Origin of the sequence: Alcaligenes sp. EGD-AK7 (assembly GCF_000465875.3) — a bacterium.
In the GTDB taxonomy this organism is placed as follows: Bacteria; Pseudomonadota; Gammaproteobacteria; order Burkholderiales; family Burkholderiaceae_B; genus Alcaligenes; species Alcaligenes phenolicus.
In genome coordinates this window covers 980,746-998,020 of record NZ_AVOG02000001.1, presented here as the reverse complement: position 1 = coordinate 998,020, position 17,275 = coordinate 980,746, and the positions used below count along the sequence as shown (strand labels likewise).

Genomic DNA, 17,275 nt, shown 5'->3' with positions numbered 1-17,275 from the left:
GATGGAGTGTGCAGATTCATGTCACTTGAGGATAGGCCGGACCCGGATGAGCTGCTGCAGGTGATTGGCGAGGATCCGCACCAGCCTCGTCGTGGGCAGCTCAAGATTTTCTTCGGCGCTTGTGCGGGCGTAGGGAAAACCTACGCCATGCTCAAGGAGGCGCATCAACGCCAGTCCGAGGGCGTGTCCGTGGCTATCGGGATTGTGGAAACCCATGGCCGCCAGGAAACCCAGGCTCTGATTGACGGTTTGCCCGTGCTGCCCCGCAAGGAGTATCAACGTCAGGGGCGGGCGGTGACGGAGTTTGATCTGGATGCTGCCTTGGCCTCGGGTTATCAGCTGCTGCTGGTTGACGAGCTGGCGCACTCCAATATTGAAGGCAGTCGACACGCCAAGCGCTGGCAGGATGTGGAGGAATTGCTGGATGCGGGCATTGATGTGTATACCGCGCTCAATGTGCAGCATCTGGACAGCCTGAATGAGGTGGTGGGCGGCATTGTCGGGGTACGGGTTCGGGAGACGGTGCCAGACCGGATTTTCGATCGAGCGGCCGATGTCTTGCTGGTGGATCTGCCGCCGGATGATCTCTTGTCTCGTCTGAGTGCGGGCAAAGTGTATCTGGCCGACTCGGTGGCCCACGCGCGTCAGAACTTCTTTCGTCGCGGCAATCTGATTGCTCTGCGTGAGTTGGCTTTGCGCCGGGTGGCGGATCGGGTCAATGCGGACGTGCATGTGTATCGGATCTCCCATGCGATACGGACAGTTTGGCCGACACGTGAGTTACTGATGGTATGCGTCAGTGCCGATAGCGCCCAGGAAGCTCTGATTCGGGAGGGGGCGCGCTTGGCCCAGCAATTGCAGACGCCCTGGATTGTGCTGCATGTGGATACGCCGCAGGAAAGCGGGCAGATCAAGGCGCAGGAAGCACTGGTGCGCTTGGCGGCCAGTGCTCAGCATGCCGGAGCCGAATTTGCCAATATTGCCGGGCAGGATGTCGCGCATACGATTCTGGCCTATGCCCGTCAACGCAATGCGACCAAGCTGATTCTGGGAAACTCGTCAGCGCGATCTATCTGGCCCTGGCGCACTCGCCTGTCCGAGCGCCTGGCGCGCAGCAACCCTGAAATTGGTTTGCTGCTGCTGCGTATGGATACGGTACAGCGGCCCATACGGCCCCTGGAGCTGGAACAACCCATGGCACAAGGCAAGGCCTTGTCGATTGCGTCCATTATTTGTGTTGTGACCACCTTGCTGGCCGAGAAGCTCTTGCCCTTTTTCGAGCTCTCCAACGTGATCATGCTGTTCCTGATCACTGTGGTCTTTATTGCCCTGCGTTTGGGACGACTGGCGGGAGTATGGGCTTCTTTGCTGTCAGTGGCGTTTTTCGACTTCTTTTTTGTCGAGCCGCGCTATTCCTTTTCGGTAACGGATACCCAATATGTCTTTACCTTCGGCGTCATGCTGGGAGTGGCGCTGATTATTGGCCAACTGGCTGCCAAGCTGCAGGCCGAAGCCAGGGCTGCCCGTGATGGTGAACGCCGTGCTGCGGCATTGACTCGTGTCAGCCGGGACTTGGCCGGAGCCTTGGCCCTGGAACAAGTCCTGGCGGTCTGCCGCGATACGCTGGAACCTTTGTTCGAGATGCAGGTGGTACTGGTGGTGCCGGATCAGCAAAACCAGTTGGTAGCGACTCGTCATACAGGCTTTGTAGAGCTATCGGTGGCGCAGTGGGTGTTTGATCATATGGAAGCCGCCGGTAATGGCACTGAAACCCTGAGCGGTGCCAGTGCCCTGTATCTGCCCTTGAAAGGCCCCATGGCCCCGCGTGGGGTCTTGGTGGTGCAGTCCGGCGGAGCCGCTTCCTTGAGGACACCGGATGGACGGCGCTTGCTGGATGCTTGTTGCTTTACCTTGGCCCAGGCTCTGGAGCGAATTCATTATGTGGAAATCGCCCAGGATACGGTGCTGCGCATGGAGGGGGAGAAAATGCGCAATACCTTGCTATCCGCTGTCTCGCACGATTTACGCACGCCCTTGACCGTGATTCGAGGCCTGGCAGAAACGCTGGAGCAGCCCAAAGGCTTGAGTGAAACCGAGCGCACGGATATTGCCCGATCGATCCGCATTGAATCGGACGAATTGCGCCGCCAGGTATCCAACCTGCTGGATCTGGCGCGTATGCAAAGCGAAGGGGTGAAGTTGCATAAGGAATGGCATGCCCTGGGCGAGATTGTGGGGATTGCCGTTGCCCGTTGCTCAGCGGCTTTGCAGCCTCGCAAGGTGGTGACCGAGTTTGCGGCCGACCTGCCTTTGATCGAGGTGGATGGTGTTTTGCTGGAGCGAGTGGTGACGAATCTGCTGGATAATGCCGCCAAATATACGCCCGTCACCAGTACGATTTCCCTGCGCGGCCTGTGTTCGGGTCAGTTCATGTATTTAATGATCAGTGATGACGGGCCAGGCTTGCCGCCCGGTGATCCCGAGCGCTTGTTCGATACGTTTACCCGGGGGCAGAAAGAGTCCTCTGTGGCAGGTGTGGGCTTGGGCCTGGGCCTGTGTCGCACGATTATTGCCGCACATGGTGGTACGATCAGCGCCAAGCCGCGTATGCCCCATGGCGTGATCTTCGAGATTCGCCTGCCCTGGAAAGCGGCTCCCCGTATGGATGATGACGAGCTACTGACATGAACAAAGCCCAGATACTGATCGTGGAGGACGAATCCAATATTCGTCGTTTCGTGCGAATTGCCTTGGAGCAGGAAGGCATGTCCGTGATTGAGGCCAGCACGCTGGCGCAGGCGCGCATGGATGCGGCAACCCGTCGCCCTGATTTGATGATTGTGGATTTGGGTCTGCCCGATGGGGATGGCAAGGACTTGATTCGTGATCTGCGCAGCTGGGTGTATTCGCCCATTCTGGTGCTGTCGGCGCGTGAGCGAGAGGAAGAAAAAGTAGCAGCCTTGAATGCAGGGGCGGACGATTATCTGGTCAAGCCCTTTGGCGTACCGGAGCTGCTGGCCCGGATCCGGGCCTTGTTACGGCGCTCTCAGCTGGTTCCGAATGTTCAGACGGCTTCTTCGCGGGTTCGCTTTGGGAACGTGCAGGTGGATCTGGCCTCCCATGAGGTCACGCGGGACGGGGAGGCGGTGCATTTGACACCGATCGAGTTTCGCTTGCTGACGGCCTTGATCCGGGGACATGGCAAGGTGCTGACGCACCAACATTTGCTGCATGAAACTTGGGGAGCGGCGTATTCCGATCGGCCTCATTACCTGCGGGTGTACATGATGCAGCTGCGCCAAAAGCTGGAAGAGGATGCGGCACAACCCAAGTATTTACTGACTGAGTTGCAGGTTGGCTATCGCTTGGCGGGTTTGGAAATACAGGAGTAAAGCGAATCTGGTGTTGATGTGGGCGGTGTTGCTTGAGATCGCTTATCGCATTGCCTGACGCTTTCAGGACTTGAGTTTGGCGGTTAAAGGATCAGCAGTACGCCAGTTTAGAACGTATATTCAAAGGGATTATTTGAATCCCGTTTGAATAGGCGTGTGAAGCGATCCGGTATTAAAAAGGGGATACGACGTATCCCCTTTTTATGTCATTGAGCAAAGTCTGCTCCGGGTAGAAGCACTCAGGCTTCCAGACGACCCAGAATCAGGAACTCCATCAACGCTTTCTGTACGTGCAAGCGGTTCTCGGCTTCGTCCCAGACCACGCTTTGTGGGCCGTCAATGACTTCGCCGGTTACTTCCTCGCCACGGTGAGCGGGCAGGCAGTGCATGAAGATGGCTTCTGGGTCGGCCACATCCATCATTTCCTGATCCACACACCAGTCAGCAAAGGCTTTGCGACGCTCTTCGTTTTCGTCTTCGTAACCCATGCTGGTCCACACGTCGGTGGTGACCAGGTGCGCGCCCTTGCAGGCTTCCAGTGGGTCGTCGAATTCACGCAGAATGCTGGAATCCGGGTTGCCGGTGCGATCGGATTCCAGGTGGTAGCCGTTAGGGGCCGACACATGCAGGGTGAAGCCCAGGATTTCCGCCGCTTGCAGCCAGGTGTAGGCCATATTGTTGGCGTCACCAATCCAGGCCACGGTCTTGCCCTTGATATCGCCACGGTGTTCGATAAAGGTGAAGATGTCGGCCAGAATCTGGCAAGGATGAAATTCGTTGGTCAGGCCATTGATGACCGGCACACGCGAGTGGGAGGCAAAGCGCTCCAGACGGGTTTGCTCGAAGGTACGAATCATGACGATATCGACCATGCGTGAAACCACGCGGGCGGTATCTTCGATAGGTTCGGAGCGGCCCAGCTGCGAGTCGGTGGTGGTCAGGTGAATGACCGAACCGCCCAACTGATACATACCGGCTTCAAACGAAACACGGGTACGGGTGCTGGCTTTTTCAAAAACCATCGCCAAGGTGCGGTCGTGCAATGTGTGGTGCGGCTGATAGCGTTTGAACTTGTCTTTGATCAGGCGTGCGCGTTCCAGCACATATAAAATTTCGTCGTGAGAAAAGTCGCGAAATTGCAGAAAGTGCCGAAGCGGTCCTGCTTGCACGATGGCATCCATAAAAAAATCCTGCGGATAAAGAAAGCCATCTTAACCTGTCCGGCTATTAAGAGCAAAGCCGGTCTGTGGCGGGGAAGGGGAAACCGTTTGGTTTTGGAATAAAGCGAGAGGGCAAAGTAATGATTAGCAATAAATTGTCAAGCGGCTAATTTATTGAATCCCGGGCTTTGCGTGGCCGCGATCGGATACAATGCGTGGCGAGAAAGGAAAAGGTGCAGCATACCTGAACTGCACGATGAGCGATTAATTGTTATGACAGAGCCAGTGAAGCAACTTGTAATCCATGGTGTGACCCGGCAGGATCAGCGCTTTCGTCCCAGTGATTGGGCAGAACGCTTGGCCGGTGTAATGTCCCAGTTTCGTCCCGCTGGGGCGATGGGTGGTCATCTGACCTATTCGCCCTATGTGGTGCCGCGATTGATTGACGGCGTGCGATGTGTAGTGGTGGATGCTCGCCTGCGAGAGCTTGAACCTTTGGCCTGGAAATTCGTCTGTGGCTTTGCCGATGATAATAATTTAAAAACCAGCGGCATTGACCCCGACAATATGGACCCTGTCGATTCCTGATTCAGACAGCGCATTCAATAAGTCGCCACCGCGAAAACGGTAGGCGACTTGTTTTTTATACGGTAAGCGGCGTGAGCACTTTGCCGGTTTTTTGATACTGCAATACATTTTCCAGCGTCAGCGAGAGCATGGCTTCGCGTGTCTCGTGCGTTGCACTGGCCGTGTGCGGTGCCAGAACGACCTGGTTCAGATCGCGCAAGGCCTGGGGCACCTGGGGTTCATTCTCGAACACATCCAGCCCGGCAGAGCCCAGTCGTCCTTCCTGCAGGGCGGCAATCAGTGCGCTTTCATCGACCACGCTGCCGCGGGCAATATTGACCAGAATCCCTTTGGGACCCAAGGCGTTCAGCACGTCTATATTGATCAGCCCCCGTGTCTCATCGCCACCGACGGCAGCAATCACCATGATGTCTGCCCAATGGGCCAGTTCGATCAGGGAAGGCTCGTAGTGCCAGGGCACATCGTGACGTGGACGGCGGTTGTGATAGCGCAGTTCCATATCAAAGCCACTGGCGCGGCGGGCAATGGTCTGGCCAATGCGTCCCAAGCCCACAATGCCCAGCTTCTTGCCGCTGACCCGCGTCCCCAGCCCGAAACCATTGGGTCTGTCCCACAGACCGGCGCGCACGTAGCGATCCGATTCCGTCACACGGCGAGCCGCATCCAGCATCAAGGCCCAGGCCATATCGGCCACGCAATCGTTCAGAACATCAGGAGTGGTACTGACCTGAATACCGCGCTTTTTGGCGGCCTGTACGTCGATGGAGTCGTAGCCTACCCCTACGCTGCAAATCGCTTTCAAAGCGGGCAGGCGGTCCATCAAGGAAGCGGGGGTAGCAGTGACAGCGCTGGTCAGGAGTACCTGTACGCGTTCGATCTGCTGGGCAGAGAGCTGGTTCAGGTCCTGGAGGACAATGCGCTCGAAATGACGGTCGATTTCGTCAAAAGAAGGGTGCTGGGCCAAAGATGCCAGTTGCAGCACGATGGGACGTGTCATGGGGACTCGCTAATGAAAAAGCAAATCCATAACTTAGCATGATTGGCCTGCATGTTCAGGCAATGGTTTTGTGGCTAATAAAAAAGGGGTGCTAAGCACCCCCTTTCTAACTGGTTTTTAGGCCAGAGCCGATTAAACCATTAAAAATCTTCAGCAATCAGGCCAGGGCCTTGATAGCAGCAGACAGGCGGCTCTTGTGGCGGGCAGCCTTGTTCTTGTGAATGATGTTCTTGTCGGCAACGCGATCAATGATGCTGGTCGCTTTGCGGAATACTTCGTTAGCAGCGGTTTTGTCACCGGCTTCGATAGCCTGGCGAACGCGCTTGATAGCGGTACGCAGCATGGAACGGATGCTGGCGTTGTGTTTGTTGCGAGCCACTGCTTGGCGGGCGCGCTTGCGTGCTTGTGCGGAATTAGCCATTTTTAATAAAGCCTAAGTTTTAAAGTTTAATCGGCAAAGACAATTATTCTAGGATACTAAGCCCGCTTTGTAAAGTAAGAGGGGCGAATGCCTACGATAAACAACATGCCGAAATAGGAAATGCCGCTGGCAAGCAACACGCCGCCCAGATACAGCACACGCAGCAGGGGCGTGGCTCCCAGGCTGATCCAGTCGATATAACGGTCAGCCAGCAAGAGGACGGTGGCCAGAGCAGCCAGGGCGGGAATAATCTTCAGGAAAAAACGTAACCAGTCATGATTGGGCTGGTAAATCCCGCGCTTTCGCAGCATGACCAGCAAGGTCAGCGCATTGACGGTGGCACCCAGGCCAATCGACAAGGCCAGCCCTGCATGGGCAAAGGTAGGCACCAGTACCAGGTTAAAGAGCTGGGTAATGATCAGGACGGCAATGGCGATGCGTACGGGAGTGCGGATATCCTGGCGGGCGTAAAAGCCGGGGGCCAGAATCTTGATGGCCAGCAGGCCCACCAGGCCAACCGAATAGGCACCGACTGCCAATTTGGTCTGGGCAACATCAGCGGCAGCAAACGCACCGTAGTGAAACAGGGTGGCGACCAGGCCGTCGGACAGTAAGGCCATGCCCAGGGCGGCAGGCAGGCCCAGCAGCAGGACCAGGCGCAGGCCCCAGTCCAGCAAGCCGCTGTAGTTCTTGTCGTCCTTGCCGGCATGGGCGGCCGACAGCTTGGGCAGCAAGACCGTGCCCAGTGCCACACCTAGCAGGGCAGTGGGGAACTCCATCAGACGGTCGGCAAAGGACAGCCAGGTCACGCTGCCGGACTGCAGCCAAGTGGCGATATTGGTATTGATCAGCAGGGAAATCTGCGCAACAGAAACGCCCAGAATGGCGGGCAGCATCTGTTTAAGAATGCGCTGCACGATAGGGTCGCGGCGCGCTTCACCCAGTCGTAGCGAGAATCGTGGCAACAGGCCCAGACGGGCCAATGCGCTCCATTGCACCAGCAATTGGGCCAGACCGCCCACCATCACCCCAACGGCCAGGGCGTAAATGGGTGTTTCCATATGCTGGGCCAGAAACAGGCTGGCGCCAATCATGGACAGATTCAGCAGGATAGGAGTGAAAGCCGGAACCGCAAAGCGGCTCCAGGTGTTCAGTACCGCAGAGGCAAAAGCCACCAGCGACATGCAGATGATGTAGGGGAACATCATGCGCGTCATGGTGATGGCGGCACCAAATTCGGTTTGTCGCTCGGGGGCGGTCAGGCCACTGGCCATGGCACTGACGACCCAGGGGGCCGCAACAATGCCAATGGCAGTGACCAGCATGACAGCAAAGGTCAGCAGCAGGGCGACGCGGTCCAGCAATTGCTGGACCTTGTCCTGCTCGTGCTCCTTGCGCACCTGCCCCAGGATGGGGACAAAGGCTTGTGAAAACGCTCCTTCTGCAAACAGGCGTCGCAGCAGATTGGGAATGCGAAATGCCACCCAGAAAGCGTCGGTGAGCGGGCCCGCCCCAAAGGCGCGGGCAATCAGAATATCGCGTGCCAGTCCGGTGATACGAGACAGCAGCGTCAGGCCACTAATTGTGGCCGCTGAGCGAAACAAACCCATTGGAGCCGATACAGAAAGTTATTTTGGTGCCATACGAATAGCGCCATCCAGACGGATGGTTTCGCCATTGAGCATTTCATTAGTGATGATGCTCTGCACCAGTTGGGAGAAATCTTCAGGGCGACCCAGGCGCGATGGGAAAGGAATGCTGGCCGCCAGGGAGTCCTGAACTTCCTGAGGCATGGCAAACATCATGGGGGTGCCGAAGATGCCGGGAGCAATCGTCATGACACGGATGCCGGTCTGGGCCAGATCGCGGGCCAGAGGCAGGGTCAAACCGACCACACCGGCTTTGGAAGCACCGTAAGCGGCTTGGCCAATCTGGCCATCATAGGCGGCTACCGAAGCGGTGTTGATCAGCACGCCACGCTCGCCCGAGGCTTCTGGGGTATTGCTGCCCATGGCCGCGGCCGCCAGACGACACATATTAAAGGTGCCGACCAGGTTGATCATGACAGTTTTCTGGAACAGGTCCAGCGTGTGCGGGCCATTGCGTCCTACCGTGCGCGAGGCAGGAGCCACGCCGGCACAGTTGATCAGTCCGAACAGGGGGCGGGCGCTGTCCTGGCAAGCCAGATCCACGACGGCCTGGGCATCTTGCTCGGAAGTAACATCACAGTGCTGATAAAGTTGGCCCAGCTCTTTGGCCAGAGCCTCACCGGCCTCGTCCTGAATATCGGCGATCACCACGCGGGCGCCATTTTCAACCAGCATACGTACGGTGCCTGCGCCCAGACCCGATGCGCCGCCGGTGACAATAAAAGTCTTGTTATTGATTTGCATGAGCTTGTCTCCCTTGGATAATAAACAACCGGCCCTTTTGGGGCCGGCTGAATCTTGACTTACTTAGCTTGCCAGGGCGTCCACAATGCGCTGGCGGATCTCATCGACGCTGCCCACGCCGGAAATCTTGCGATAGGCCGGAGCTTCTGGGTCGCCGGTGGCTGACCATTGCGAGTAGTAATCGACCAGAGGGCGGGTCTGCTCGCGATAGACAGACAAGCGGTGGCGTACGGTTTCCTCGCGGTCATCGTCGCGCTGGAGCAAGGGTTCGCCCGTCACATCGTCCACACCCGGGGTTTTGGGTGGATTGAAGGTGACGTGGTAGCTACGACCGCTGGCAGCGTGGATACGGCGGCCGCTCATGCGTTCGATGATGCTTTCTTCCGGTACGTCGATTTCGATCACGAAGTCCAGTTTGACCTGGGCATCCTTCAAGGCATCAGCCTGGGGAATCGTGCGTGGGAAACCGTCGAACAGGTAGCCGGGCTCACAGTCGGCTGCTTGCAGGCGATCGCGTACCAGGCCGATGATCAGGTCATCCGAAACCAGGCCGCCGGCGTCCATGATTTTTTTGGCTTCTACACCCAGCGGGGTTTGGGCTTTGACAGCGGCACGCAACATATCGCCCGTGGAAATTTGTGGAATACCAAATTTCTCGGTGATGAAAGCAGCTTGAGTGCCTTTGCCGGCACCAGGGGGCCCGAGCAGTATGAGTCGCATGAATTCCTCCAGGAAATGCGTCGATCCGATTCTCGCTTCAGTATGATGCGTTGCAGCATATTTAGCGCATTTTTTATTCGGATAGAGCAGAAAAAAGATCTTTTATAACCGATTTGCGAAGTGAGCGCGTACTCTTTCCAGGTCTTGTTCGGTGTCTACCCCGGCAGCAGGAATCTCCTGGAGGCGGTGAACCATAATCTGGAAGCCGTTTTCCATGGCTCGCAGTTGCTCTAGAGACTCGAAGTGTTCCAGTGGCCCACGAGGTAGCTGGGCGTACTGCTGCAGGAAGCGATTTCGGTAGGCATAAAGGCCAATATGGTGCAATGCGGGAAGCCCGTCGGCCAGTACCTGTTCGCCACCGGCCAGCGCGTCGCGGGCCCAGGGCATGGGAGCGCGGGAAAAGTACAGGGCGCGGCCTTGCAGGTCGCAAACCACTTTGACGGCATTGGGGTTAAAGAGTGTCTCGGCGTTCTTGATGGGCGCGGCCAGCGTGGCAATGTCGGCCTGTTCGCTGCGCGCCAGCAGCTCGGCGGCGGCATTGATGTGTTCGGGCTGAATCAGGGGTTCGTCACCTTGCACATTGACCACGATCTCGTCCTCGGACAGCTCCAGCAGGCGAGCGGCCTGGGCCAGACGGTCGGTGCCGGTCGGGTGTTCTGCATCGGTCAGCAAGGCATTGAAACCATGTGCCTGGACAGCCTCCAGCACTTGCGGTGAGTCCGTCGCCACCCAGACCTGACGCGCCCCGCTTTGCGCGGCTTGTTGAGCGCAACGCACGATCATGGGTTGGCCAGCAATGTCGGCCAGCGGTTTGTTGGGCAGACGGGTGGAACCCAGGCGGGCAGGGATGATGACGGAAAAAGTCATATCAATTGCTGGAAGGTTCCTGCGCGTCCAGTTGACGTGCTTCGTTGATCAGCATGGTAGGGATGCCGTCCACAATGGGGAAGGCCAGTTTGTCGGCCTTGCAGACCAATTCTTGCTGTTCGCGGTCGTGGCGCAGCGGGCCTTTGCACAAGGGGCAGACCAGCACTTCGAGTAGGCGAGCTTCCATTATTGAACTCCGGGTAATGTGGGTAAGGTTGAGCGCCGTTCGCGCAGCAGGCTATCCAGTTCAGCAATCCAGTCCGGGCGTGAAAACACGGGCTGGACATCCACAACCCACAGGCGTGGGTCGTTCAGGTGCTGGCATTTTACGGCGTCTTTACGGGTAATGAGTACCGGCCCCTCATGCAGGACCTGAAAGTCCTGAGCTTGCAAGGCGGCATGGTCGGGCAGGGGGAAAGTCTGGCTCAGATGCAGACCACAAGCGCGCAGCATCGTGAAAAAACGGGCGGGCTGGCCAATGGCGGCCAGCGCCTGCAGTTCTTGCTGGCCGTATTCCTGATACCAGTCCGACCAGCTCAGGCGACGGCCCGAACTCAGGTGCTCCAGCTGATAAGGACGCAGGCTCATGCTCAGGGCGCGGCCAGGCTCGGCGGGTTGAGGGGTGGAAGGCGGCGTTTGGTCGGCCACAATCTGGCTGATCAGCCAGTCCACGCGACGCAGGCGTTCTGGGCTTTCACGCAATGGTCCCGCTGGCAGCAGCAAGCCATTTCCTACACCGCGAGCATCCTGTACCACGACTTCCATATCGCGTTGCAAGGCCAGATGTTGAAGGCCGTCATCCGAAATAATCAGGTCGACTGCCGGATATTTCTCGAGCAAAGCCTGGGCCGCCAGCGCACGGCGAGGGTGAACGGCGATGGGGGCCCGGGTTTGGGCGGCAATCAGGGCGGGTTCATCGCCAAATTGTTCGGCGGCTAATTGGCCCTGGCCTACGCGCGGGCTGGGGCCGATCTCTACCCCGTAACCTCGGCTGACAATGCCGGGTGTCCATCCCAGGGCGCGCAATTGCTCGGTCAGAGCCAGGACGACGGGGGTTTTGCCTGCGCCACCCACGATGATATTGCCCACCACGATCACCGGCACCGGGCTGCGGTAGGATGCGGCGGGATCTTGCTCGTAGCGTTGCTGCTTGCGCTGTACGAAGAGCGCAGCCAGCGCTGAAAGCGGGCGCATCACAAGGCTGAACCAGCCTTTTTTCTGCCACTGCTGGTGAAGCCAATGAGTCAGGCGGACGCGCGCACTCATGGGGCCTGGGTCGCAAAGTGAATGCGATGAATGCCAACCTGACGGGCGGCCTCCATAGCCTGGACCACCGCAAAGTGGGGGGCTTGGGCATCGGCCAGAATCAGCAGGCTGCTGTTTTCGTCAGTCTTTTCGCTCGACAAGGCGTGGCTAAGGGGAGAACCACTGCTGGCATCCAGCCACATGCCGTTCAAGGCGTAGCGCCCGTCCTGGCTGATGGCCAAAAGCAGTTCCGTGGTCTGGGCGGCCTGGGCCTGAGCCTGGGGCAAGGAAACATCCAACTGGCGATAGCGCACGAAGGTGCTGCTGGCAGCCAGGAAAATCAGCACCACCAGCAAAACATCAATCAAGGGCACCAGATTCAGTTCCAGCGTGTCCTGGTCTTGGGCTCGGCGAAAGCGCATTAGACGGCCCTCTGCGCCAACAGACGATCCAGCGCACCCGCTTCCGTTTCCAGGCAGTGCAGCAGGTAGTCTGCACGGCTGCGAAAGTAGCGGTGAAAGATCATGGCCGGGACAGCAATCAGAATCCCCAGGGCGGTGTTGTACAGGGCCACGGAAATGCCACGGGCAATCAGGCTGGGGTCGCCACCGGCGGGGTCGTAGGCAGCAAAGATGTCGATCATGCCAATAACCGTACCAAACAGGCCCAGCAAAGGGGCTATCACGGCAATGGTGCCCAGTGCCGGAATGTACTTGTTCAATTGGTAGCTGATGTCTTTGCCTTCTGCTTCGACCGCGGACTCACGTACGGCGGAAGCTTGGTGGCGGTTTTTCAGTACGGTAGCTAATACTCGACCCAAAGGGGAGTTATCGTACAGGCGGGGCAGGGACTCGTCCTGAATCCGGTTCTGGGCCGTCAGCTCGCTGATCTGGCGTGCCAGTCCGGCCGGTAGAATTCGTTTGCTGCGCAGAGCCAAAAGACGCTCCAGGATCAAACCCAGGGCAAGAATGGAGCAGGCCAGCAGGAACCAGACAGGCCAGCCAGCGGCATGGATCAAAGTAAGCACGAGTCTATTATCCGGTCACGAAATAAATCAGCGCTTATTGTAGAGCCCCTGTCCGCATTGCGGGAATGTTCCGGCGCGAGCGCGGTACACTTTACGGTCTTTTCCCACAAAGCACGGCCAAACCCCTGATGTATTTGAAGTAATAGGTGTAGTGCTAAAACTATCCACAAAAACTGTGGATAATTCTGTGTATAAAACATCCCATAGTGGCTCGGGCGGTGGTTTAGAGGTTCTCTGGCTAATTTTCGACCATCTTGGTGTTTTTATAAATAGTCTTTAATTTCAATGGCTTATCCGGTTTCGGTAAAGTGCTGCATCAGGTGTTCAACGGAAGCCATTGTCTTGGCGTCTATTTGACAAAAGCATGACAGTTGTGGATACGGAGCGGTGGAAAACTAGTTCGGGGCGAGTAAAAAACAAAGAATATGATGCATTATCAAGAATCTAGAGCACCTGCGGTATGGACCGTGGCACAGTTGAATCGCCGTGTCAGCCAGTTGCTGGACGAGCACATGCCCGTCGTTTGGGTTAGCGGTGAAGTGTCCAACTTTACCCAGGCCGCTTCCGGGCATTGGTACTTTTCCATCAAGGATGACAAGGCGGCTGTTCGTGCCGTGATGTTTCGGGGGCGAGCCCAGGCCGTGGGATTTGTGCCGCGTGCGGGCGAGCGCTTCGAGTTTCGTTGCTCGGTTACCTTGTACGAGGCACGCGGAGACTTCCAGGTTCAGGTGGAAGGCATGCGCCGCGCCGGGCTGGGGGATTTGCACGAAGCGTTTCTGCGTCTGAAGGGGCAGTTGCAAAGCGAAGGCCTGTTCGAGCCGGAACGCAAGCGTCCTATTGCCACCTTGCCGCGCAGCATAGGTATTATCACTTCCCTGGCAGCCGCGGCCTTGCGGGATGTCCTGACTGCGATGGAGCGTCGTGCTCCGCACGTGCGCATCATTATTTATCCTGCTCCGGTCCAAGGAGCAGAAGCACCGCCGCGATTGCGGCAAGCTCTGGAAACCGCGATTGAGCGGGCCGAGGTTGATACGCTCTTGCTGGTACGTGGGGGCGGTAGCCTGGAAGATCTCTGGGCTTTTAACGACGAAGGTCTGGCGCGTCTGATCGCGGCCAGTCCTATCCCTATTATTAGTGGGGTGGGGCACGAGACAGACTTCACCATTGCTGATTTTGTAGCTGACTTGCGCGCACCCACGCCAACCGCCGCCGCCGAACTGGCCTGTCTGGGGCGCGATCAGTTACTGGAACAGGTGTTTGCGCGCATGGGCGCGCTGAGCCACGGTGTGCAGCGTCATCTGGATCGGGCCTCTCTGCGTCTGGATCGGGCGGTAGCCAAATTGGTCTCTCCGCATCAACGCCTGGCCCAGCAGCAGCAACGTCTGGATCATCTGACCCAAAGGCTGCAACGTGTGGCTCGCAGCGTCCCCGATACTGCTGCGTTGCGCCTGACTACCTTGAGGGCGCGTTTGGAGCGCAGCATTCCTCAGCTGACGTCAAGACAGCAAAATCTGAATATGCTTTTCCAACGGCTGGAAAAAGGTCTGGATCATGCGCTGGTTTTGCGTCGCCAGCGCCTGGCCGCGGCCCAGCAAACGCTGCAAGCCTTGTCCCCGCGCCTTATCATCAATCGTGGATATGCCATAGTCAGGGATAGCGAGGGGAAAGTTGTAAAAAATGCGTTAGACTTAAAGATTGGTGAACGACTCGATGTCGAGTTGAGTCGCGGTCATGTGTCGGTGGATGTGGTGCGCACGCACGATCTGCTCTAGGCTGCGTCGTCCTTGTTGGATACCAAACACGGTTTTTTTTTAGAAGGAATTGAAATGGCATTCACTCTTCCAGCTCTTCCATACGAACTCAACGCCCTTGAGCCACATATCTCCAAGGAAACTTTGGAGTTTCACTACGGTAAGCATCACCAGGCTTACGTCACCAACCTGAACAATCTGGTTGCTGGCACCGAATTTGAAAACGCTTCCCTGGAAGATGTGGTCAAGAAATCCTCCGGTGGCGTGTTCAACAACGCTGCTCAGGTTTGGAACCACACTTTCTACTGGAACAGCCTGTCCCCTAACGGCGGCGGCGCTCCTACCGGCAAAGTGGCTGATGCCATCAACGCCAAATGGGGCAGCTTTGACGCCTTCAAAGAAGCCTTCACCAAGTCTGCCGTTGGCAACTTCGGTTCGGGCTGGACCTGGTTGGTCAAGAAGGCCGACGGTTCCCTGGACATCGTCAACACCAGCAACGCTGGCACGACGCTGACTTCCGACGACGTCGCCCTGATCACCTGTGATGTGTGGGAACACGCCTACTACATCGACTACCGCAATGCCCGTCCCAAGTACCTGGAAATTTTCTGGAACCTGGTGAACTGGGACTTTGCAGCCAAGAACCTGGGTTAATCATCCTGGTTGAGGGTAGCGCTCATTGGAGAGCTACCCGGCAATAAAAAAACCGCCATGCGCATGCTGGCGGTTTTTTTATGGCGTCAATGAAAACAAGCCATAGGGCGTGTGCTGCCGTGCCTTGTTTTTGAAGACCTTACATCTGGGATTGCTGGTAGTTTTCCAGGCCCACTTTTTCGATCAGGCCCAATTGCTTCTCCAGCCAGTAGGTGTGGTCTTCTTCCGTGTCGCGCAACTGGGCCAGAATGATGTCGCGTGTCACGAAATCGCTGGCGGATTCTGCCAGTGCTATGCCTTTTTGCAGAGCAGCGCGAACTTCATATTCCAGTTCCAGATCCTTGCGCAACATGCCGACCACGTCCTTGCCGGGTTCAAACGCATTGGGGCGCATGTCGGGAATACCGTCGAGCATCAGGATGCGGCGTATCAGGGCGTCAGCGTGCTGTGTTTCTTCTTCCATTTCGTGGTTCATGCGCTCGTAAAGCTGCGTGAAACCCAGATGCTCGTAAAAGCGGGAATGGATAAAGTACTGGTCGCGCGCTGCGAGTTCGCCGCGCAGCAGTTGATTCAGATAGTCGAGGACTTCGGGCTTGCCTTGCATGATGATGAGCCTGTAGAGGATGCCAACGGGGGAAGTATGCCATGAGCAGGCCATGAGGGTGCTTGATCTGTGGCACCAAATGGCTAACACGCTATTCAGTTTGGCGGCTGCAATGGCAAGATCGCGGCTTGTCTTCCAATCGTGCCGGGATGCAGCTTCAGTGTTTACCGATCTCAGCCGGGTCAAGAGCTTCACGCGGCCGTTGGCGTTTTCCGAAACTGGAGCTTTTTGCTCCTTTAGTCGAGGTCTGCTATGTCTGCTGCTTTGCGTGTTCGTCCTGCCTTGTTGGGCCTGGTGGGCAGTGTCTTGGTTTTGTCGACGGGTCAGTTGAGCGCTCAGCCTTCTACACATTTGGAAGTCAAGGAAAGTCACTCTTCCGTCAAGCGGGTGGCTGGTTACCTGGACCAAACTGAACTGCCTGATAGTGTGATGCTCCTCGATCCGCCGCCGGCTGCAGATAGTGCGGCCTTTGCCCGGGATGAAGAAGCGCGTCGGGCTGCCGGGCAGCTAAAAGGGTCAGCTCGCTGGGCACTGGCTAAACAAGATGCAGACTTGGTATTTCCACGGCCCGCTCAGAATTATTCGTGCGCATTGGGAGTTCAAATCGACCAAGAGAGCACGCCGGTTATTTATCAGATGATGCGTCGCTTGTTGCCTGATGCGGGTCTATCCACTTACGGAGCCAAAAACAAGTATCAGCGGGTGCGTCCTTTCGATCTTCATAATGAAGATACATGCACGCCAGCGGATGAGGAGTTTTTGCGCAATGATGGTTCCTATCCCTCGGGCCATGCGGCTGCTGGCTGGGCATGGGCACTAGTGTTGGCGCAGATCAGCCCCGAACGAAGTAATGAGTTGCTGGCTCGTGGCCTGTCTTTCGGTCAAAGCCGTGTCATTTGCAATGTACATTGGCAAAGTGATGTGGAGGCGGGGCGTGTGATAGGCGCCGCCGCGGTGGCTCGTGTGCAGAGTGAGGAGGCCTTCCAGGCTGACATCCTGGCCGCCCGACTAGAATTGGCACAAGCGAAAGTTGCTTCAAGTGGTCAAGCGCTTAATTGCGCCGAACCGTTCTAGCGCTGCTTTGAGTGGGTAGTTCGGCTGGCGATTGTAAAAACGAGCGTCCTCATATTGGTTTGAGTGCAGGAAAGAGGGCTTCCGTCTGCTTTCCTGTGCGAGGGCGCCTTGTTTTCTTAATGCCGTGATTACCTGGCGTTGCGGGTATGAGAATTGAATAAGCTTTTCCTGCTGCGGATTCGGCTTGTCACTGTACAAGGCGCTTTGGCGCATAGACCGCCGGATCGTTCGGGACTGGATGCGCTAAAATGACCGCACTGCGGACATGCTGAATCACCAGAAAAAACCCGGCTGTACTCAAGCGCTACTATCAAAACAGTAGATTTCGAGCGCTCTTCATAGTGCTCTCGCGTGATTTTATTCAAGATATCAGGGTGAATTT

Annotated in this window: 18 protein-coding genes; 6 read left to right on the top strand and 12 right to left on the bottom strand. The window is 57.0% G+C overall.

What is annotated here, in order from left to right:
* The first annotated feature begins 18 nt into the window (after positions 1 to 18).
* Both N879_RS04685 and N879_RS04680 read left to right on the top strand, forming a co-directional pair.
* Positions 19 to 2,688 carry a sensor histidine kinase gene (locus N879_RS04685; protein ID WP_021446752.1) on the top strand — a complete coding sequence of 890 codons (2,670 nt, stop codon included), beginning with the start codon at positions 19 to 21 and terminating at the stop codon, positions 2,686 to 2,688.
* The gene (locus N879_RS04680; protein ID WP_009455639.1) at positions 2,685 to 3,392 is read left to right on the top strand and encodes a response regulator; all 708 of its coding nucleotides are present in this window, start codon (positions 2,685 to 2,687) and stop codon (positions 3,390 to 3,392) included. The genes N879_RS04685 and N879_RS04680 overlap by 4 nt, the downstream gene beginning before the upstream one ends.
* A gap of 239 nt (positions 3,393 to 3,631) precedes the next feature.
* On the opposite strand, the gene argF is transcribed toward N879_RS04680, so the two are convergent.
* Positions 3,632 to 4,573 carry an ornithine carbamoyltransferase gene (gene argF / locus N879_RS04675; protein WP_021446751.1) on the bottom strand — a complete coding sequence of 314 codons (942 nt, stop codon included), beginning with the start codon at positions 4,571 to 4,573 and terminating at the stop codon, positions 3,632 to 3,634.
* A 252-nt stretch (positions 4,574 to 4,825) separates the two neighbouring features.
* Here argF and N879_RS04670 point away from each other — a divergent pair, with 252 nt between their 5' ends.
* A complete protein-coding gene (locus N879_RS04670) occupies positions 4,826 to 5,140 on the top strand; it encodes a DUF3579 domain-containing protein (RefSeq protein WP_009455652.1) in 315 nt (104 codons plus the stop codon).
* Positions 5,141 to 5,195: 55 nt separating this feature from the next.
* Here N879_RS04670 and N879_RS04665 read toward each other — a convergent pair whose 3' ends face one another.
* The 10 genes from N879_RS04665 to N879_RS04620 all read right to left on the bottom strand — a co-directional run bounded on the left by N879_RS04665 (position 5,196) and on the right by N879_RS04620 (position 12,810).
* Positions 5,196 to 6,137 (bottom strand): 2-hydroxyacid dehydrogenase, encoded by a 942-nt coding sequence (locus tag N879_RS04665; protein WP_009455653.1) that lies wholly within the window; start codon positions 6,135 to 6,137, stop codon positions 5,196 to 5,198.
* A 157-nt stretch (positions 6,138 to 6,294) separates the two neighbouring features.
* Positions 6,295 to 6,558 carry a 30S ribosomal protein S20 gene (gene rpsT / locus N879_RS04660; RefSeq protein ID WP_009455654.1) on the bottom strand — a complete coding sequence of 88 codons (264 nt, stop codon included), beginning with the start codon at positions 6,556 to 6,558 and terminating at the stop codon, positions 6,295 to 6,297.
* A gap of 56 nt (positions 6,559 to 6,614) precedes the next feature.
* On the bottom strand, positions 6,615 to 8,168 hold the full coding sequence (gene murJ, locus N879_RS04655; RefSeq protein WP_009455656.1) for a murein biosynthesis integral membrane protein MurJ: 1,554 nt from the start codon (positions 8,166 to 8,168) through the stop codon (positions 6,615 to 6,617).
* An 18-nt stretch (positions 8,169 to 8,186) separates the two neighbouring features.
* Complete coding sequence (locus N879_RS04650; RefSeq protein ID WP_009455658.1) at positions 8,187 to 8,951, bottom strand: 3-hydroxyacyl-CoA dehydrogenase; 765 nt, start codon at positions 8,949 to 8,951, stop codon at positions 8,187 to 8,189.
* A gap of 63 nt (positions 8,952 to 9,014) precedes the next feature.
* Positions 9,015 to 9,671 carry an adenylate kinase gene (adk, locus tag N879_RS04645; RefSeq protein ID WP_009455661.1) on the bottom strand — a complete coding sequence of 219 codons (657 nt, stop codon included), beginning with the start codon at positions 9,669 to 9,671 and terminating at the stop codon, positions 9,015 to 9,017.
* A gap of 102 nt (positions 9,672 to 9,773) precedes the next feature.
* On the bottom strand, positions 9,774 to 10,538 hold the full coding sequence (gene kdsB / locus N879_RS04640; protein ID WP_009455662.1) for a 3-deoxy-manno-octulosonate cytidylyltransferase: 765 nt from the start codon (positions 10,536 to 10,538) through the stop codon (positions 9,774 to 9,776).
* 1 nt (position 10,539) lies between these two features.
* Positions 10,540 to 10,725, bottom strand: coding sequence for a Trm112 family protein (locus N879_RS04635; protein ID WP_009455665.1), 186 nt, complete (start codon positions 10,723 to 10,725; stop codon positions 10,540 to 10,542).
* Positions 10,725 to 11,804, bottom strand: a complete 1,080-nt coding sequence (gene lpxK, locus N879_RS04630) for a tetraacyldisaccharide 4'-kinase (protein WP_009455667.1) — start codon at positions 11,802 to 11,804, stop codon at positions 10,725 to 10,727. Before lpxK ends, N879_RS04635 begins: the two co-directional genes overlap by 1 nt.
* Positions 11,801 to 12,205: an ExbD/TolR family protein gene (locus N879_RS04625; protein WP_009455679.1), complete on the bottom strand. Its 405-nt coding sequence runs from the start codon at positions 12,203 to 12,205 to the stop codon at positions 11,801 to 11,803. The genes lpxK and N879_RS04625 overlap by 4 nt, the downstream gene beginning before the upstream one ends.
* On the bottom strand, positions 12,205 to 12,810 hold the full coding sequence (locus tag N879_RS04620; RefSeq protein ID WP_009455681.1) for a MotA/TolQ/ExbB proton channel family protein: 606 nt from the start codon (positions 12,808 to 12,810) through the stop codon (positions 12,205 to 12,207). Before N879_RS04620 ends, N879_RS04625 begins: the two co-directional genes overlap by 1 nt.
* A gap of 425 nt (positions 12,811 to 13,235) precedes the next feature.
* On the opposite strand from N879_RS04620, the gene xseA reads away from it, so the two are divergent.
* On the top strand, positions 13,236 to 14,582 hold the full coding sequence (xseA, locus tag N879_RS04615; protein ID WP_009455683.1) for an exodeoxyribonuclease VII large subunit: 1,347 nt from the start codon (positions 13,236 to 13,238) through the stop codon (positions 14,580 to 14,582).
* 54 nt (positions 14,583 to 14,636) lie between these two features.
* Positions 14,637 to 15,215: a superoxide dismutase [Fe] gene (sodB, locus tag N879_RS04610; RefSeq protein WP_009455685.1), complete on the top strand. Its 579-nt coding sequence runs from the start codon at positions 14,637 to 14,639 to the stop codon at positions 15,213 to 15,215.
* A 139-nt stretch (positions 15,216 to 15,354) separates the two neighbouring features.
* On the opposite strand, the gene bfr is transcribed toward sodB, so the two are convergent.
* Positions 15,355 to 15,819: a bacterioferritin gene (gene bfr / locus N879_RS04605; RefSeq protein ID WP_009455687.1), complete on the bottom strand. Its 465-nt coding sequence runs from the start codon at positions 15,817 to 15,819 to the stop codon at positions 15,355 to 15,357.
* Between the two features lie 252 nt (positions 15,820 to 16,071).
* On the opposite strand from bfr, the gene N879_RS04600 reads away from it, so the two are divergent.
* Entirely contained in the window at positions 16,072 to 16,893 is an 822-nt protein-coding gene (locus N879_RS04600; RefSeq protein WP_009455689.1) for an acid phosphatase, read from the top strand.
* Positions 16,894 to 17,275: the final 382 nt, after the last annotated feature.

Coding starts and splice junctions, on each gene's coding strand:
- N879_RS04685 (WP_021446752.1), top strand. CDS start 19: ATGTCACTTGAGGATAGGCCGGACCCGGATGAGCTGCTGCAGGTGATT.
- N879_RS04680 (WP_009455639.1), top strand. CDS start 2,685: ATGAACAAAGCCCAGATACTGATCGTGGAGGACGAATCCAATATTCGT.
- argF (WP_021446751.1), bottom strand. CDS start 4,573: ATGGATGCCATCGTGCAAGCAGGACCGCTTCGGCACTTTCTGCAATTT.
- N879_RS04670 (WP_009455652.1), top strand. CDS start 4,826: ATGACAGAGCCAGTGAAGCAACTTGTAATCCATGGTGTGACCCGGCAG.
- N879_RS04665 (WP_009455653.1), bottom strand. CDS start 6,137: ATGACACGTCCCATCGTGCTGCAACTGGCATCTTTGGCCCAGCACCCT.
- rpsT (WP_009455654.1), bottom strand. CDS start 6,558: ATGGCTAATTCCGCACAAGCACGCAAGCGCGCCCGCCAAGCAGTGGCT.
- murJ (WP_009455656.1), bottom strand. CDS start 8,168: ATGGGTTTGTTTCGCTCAGCGGCCACAATTAGTGGCCTGACGCTGCTG.
- N879_RS04650 (WP_009455658.1), bottom strand. CDS start 8,951: ATGCAAATCAATAACAAGACTTTTATTGTCACCGGCGGCGCATCGGGT.
- adk (WP_009455661.1), bottom strand. CDS start 9,671: ATGCGACTCATACTGCTCGGGCCCCCTGGTGCCGGCAAAGGCACTCAA.
- kdsB (WP_009455662.1), bottom strand. CDS start 10,538: ATGACTTTTTCCGTCATCATCCCTGCCCGCCTGGGTTCCACCCGTCTG.
- N879_RS04635 (WP_009455665.1), bottom strand. CDS start 10,725: ATGGAAGCTCGCCTACTCGAAGTGCTGGTCTGCCCCTTGTGCAAAGGC.
- lpxK (WP_009455667.1), bottom strand. CDS start 11,804: ATGAGTGCGCGCGTCCGCCTGACTCATTGGCTTCACCAGCAGTGGCAG.
- N879_RS04625 (WP_009455679.1), bottom strand. CDS start 12,205: ATGCGCTTTCGCCGAGCCCAAGACCAGGACACGCTGGAACTGAATCTG.
- xseA (WP_009455683.1), top strand. CDS start 13,236: ATGATGCATTATCAAGAATCTAGAGCACCTGCGGTATGGACCGTGGCA.
- sodB (WP_009455685.1), top strand. CDS start 14,637: ATGGCATTCACTCTTCCAGCTCTTCCATACGAACTCAACGCCCTTGAG.
- bfr (WP_009455687.1), bottom strand. CDS start 15,819: ATGCAAGGCAAGCCCGAAGTCCTCGACTATCTGAATCAACTGCTGCGC.
- N879_RS04600 (WP_009455689.1), top strand. CDS start 16,072: ATGTCTGCTGCTTTGCGTGTTCGTCCTGCCTTGTTGGGCCTGGTGGGC.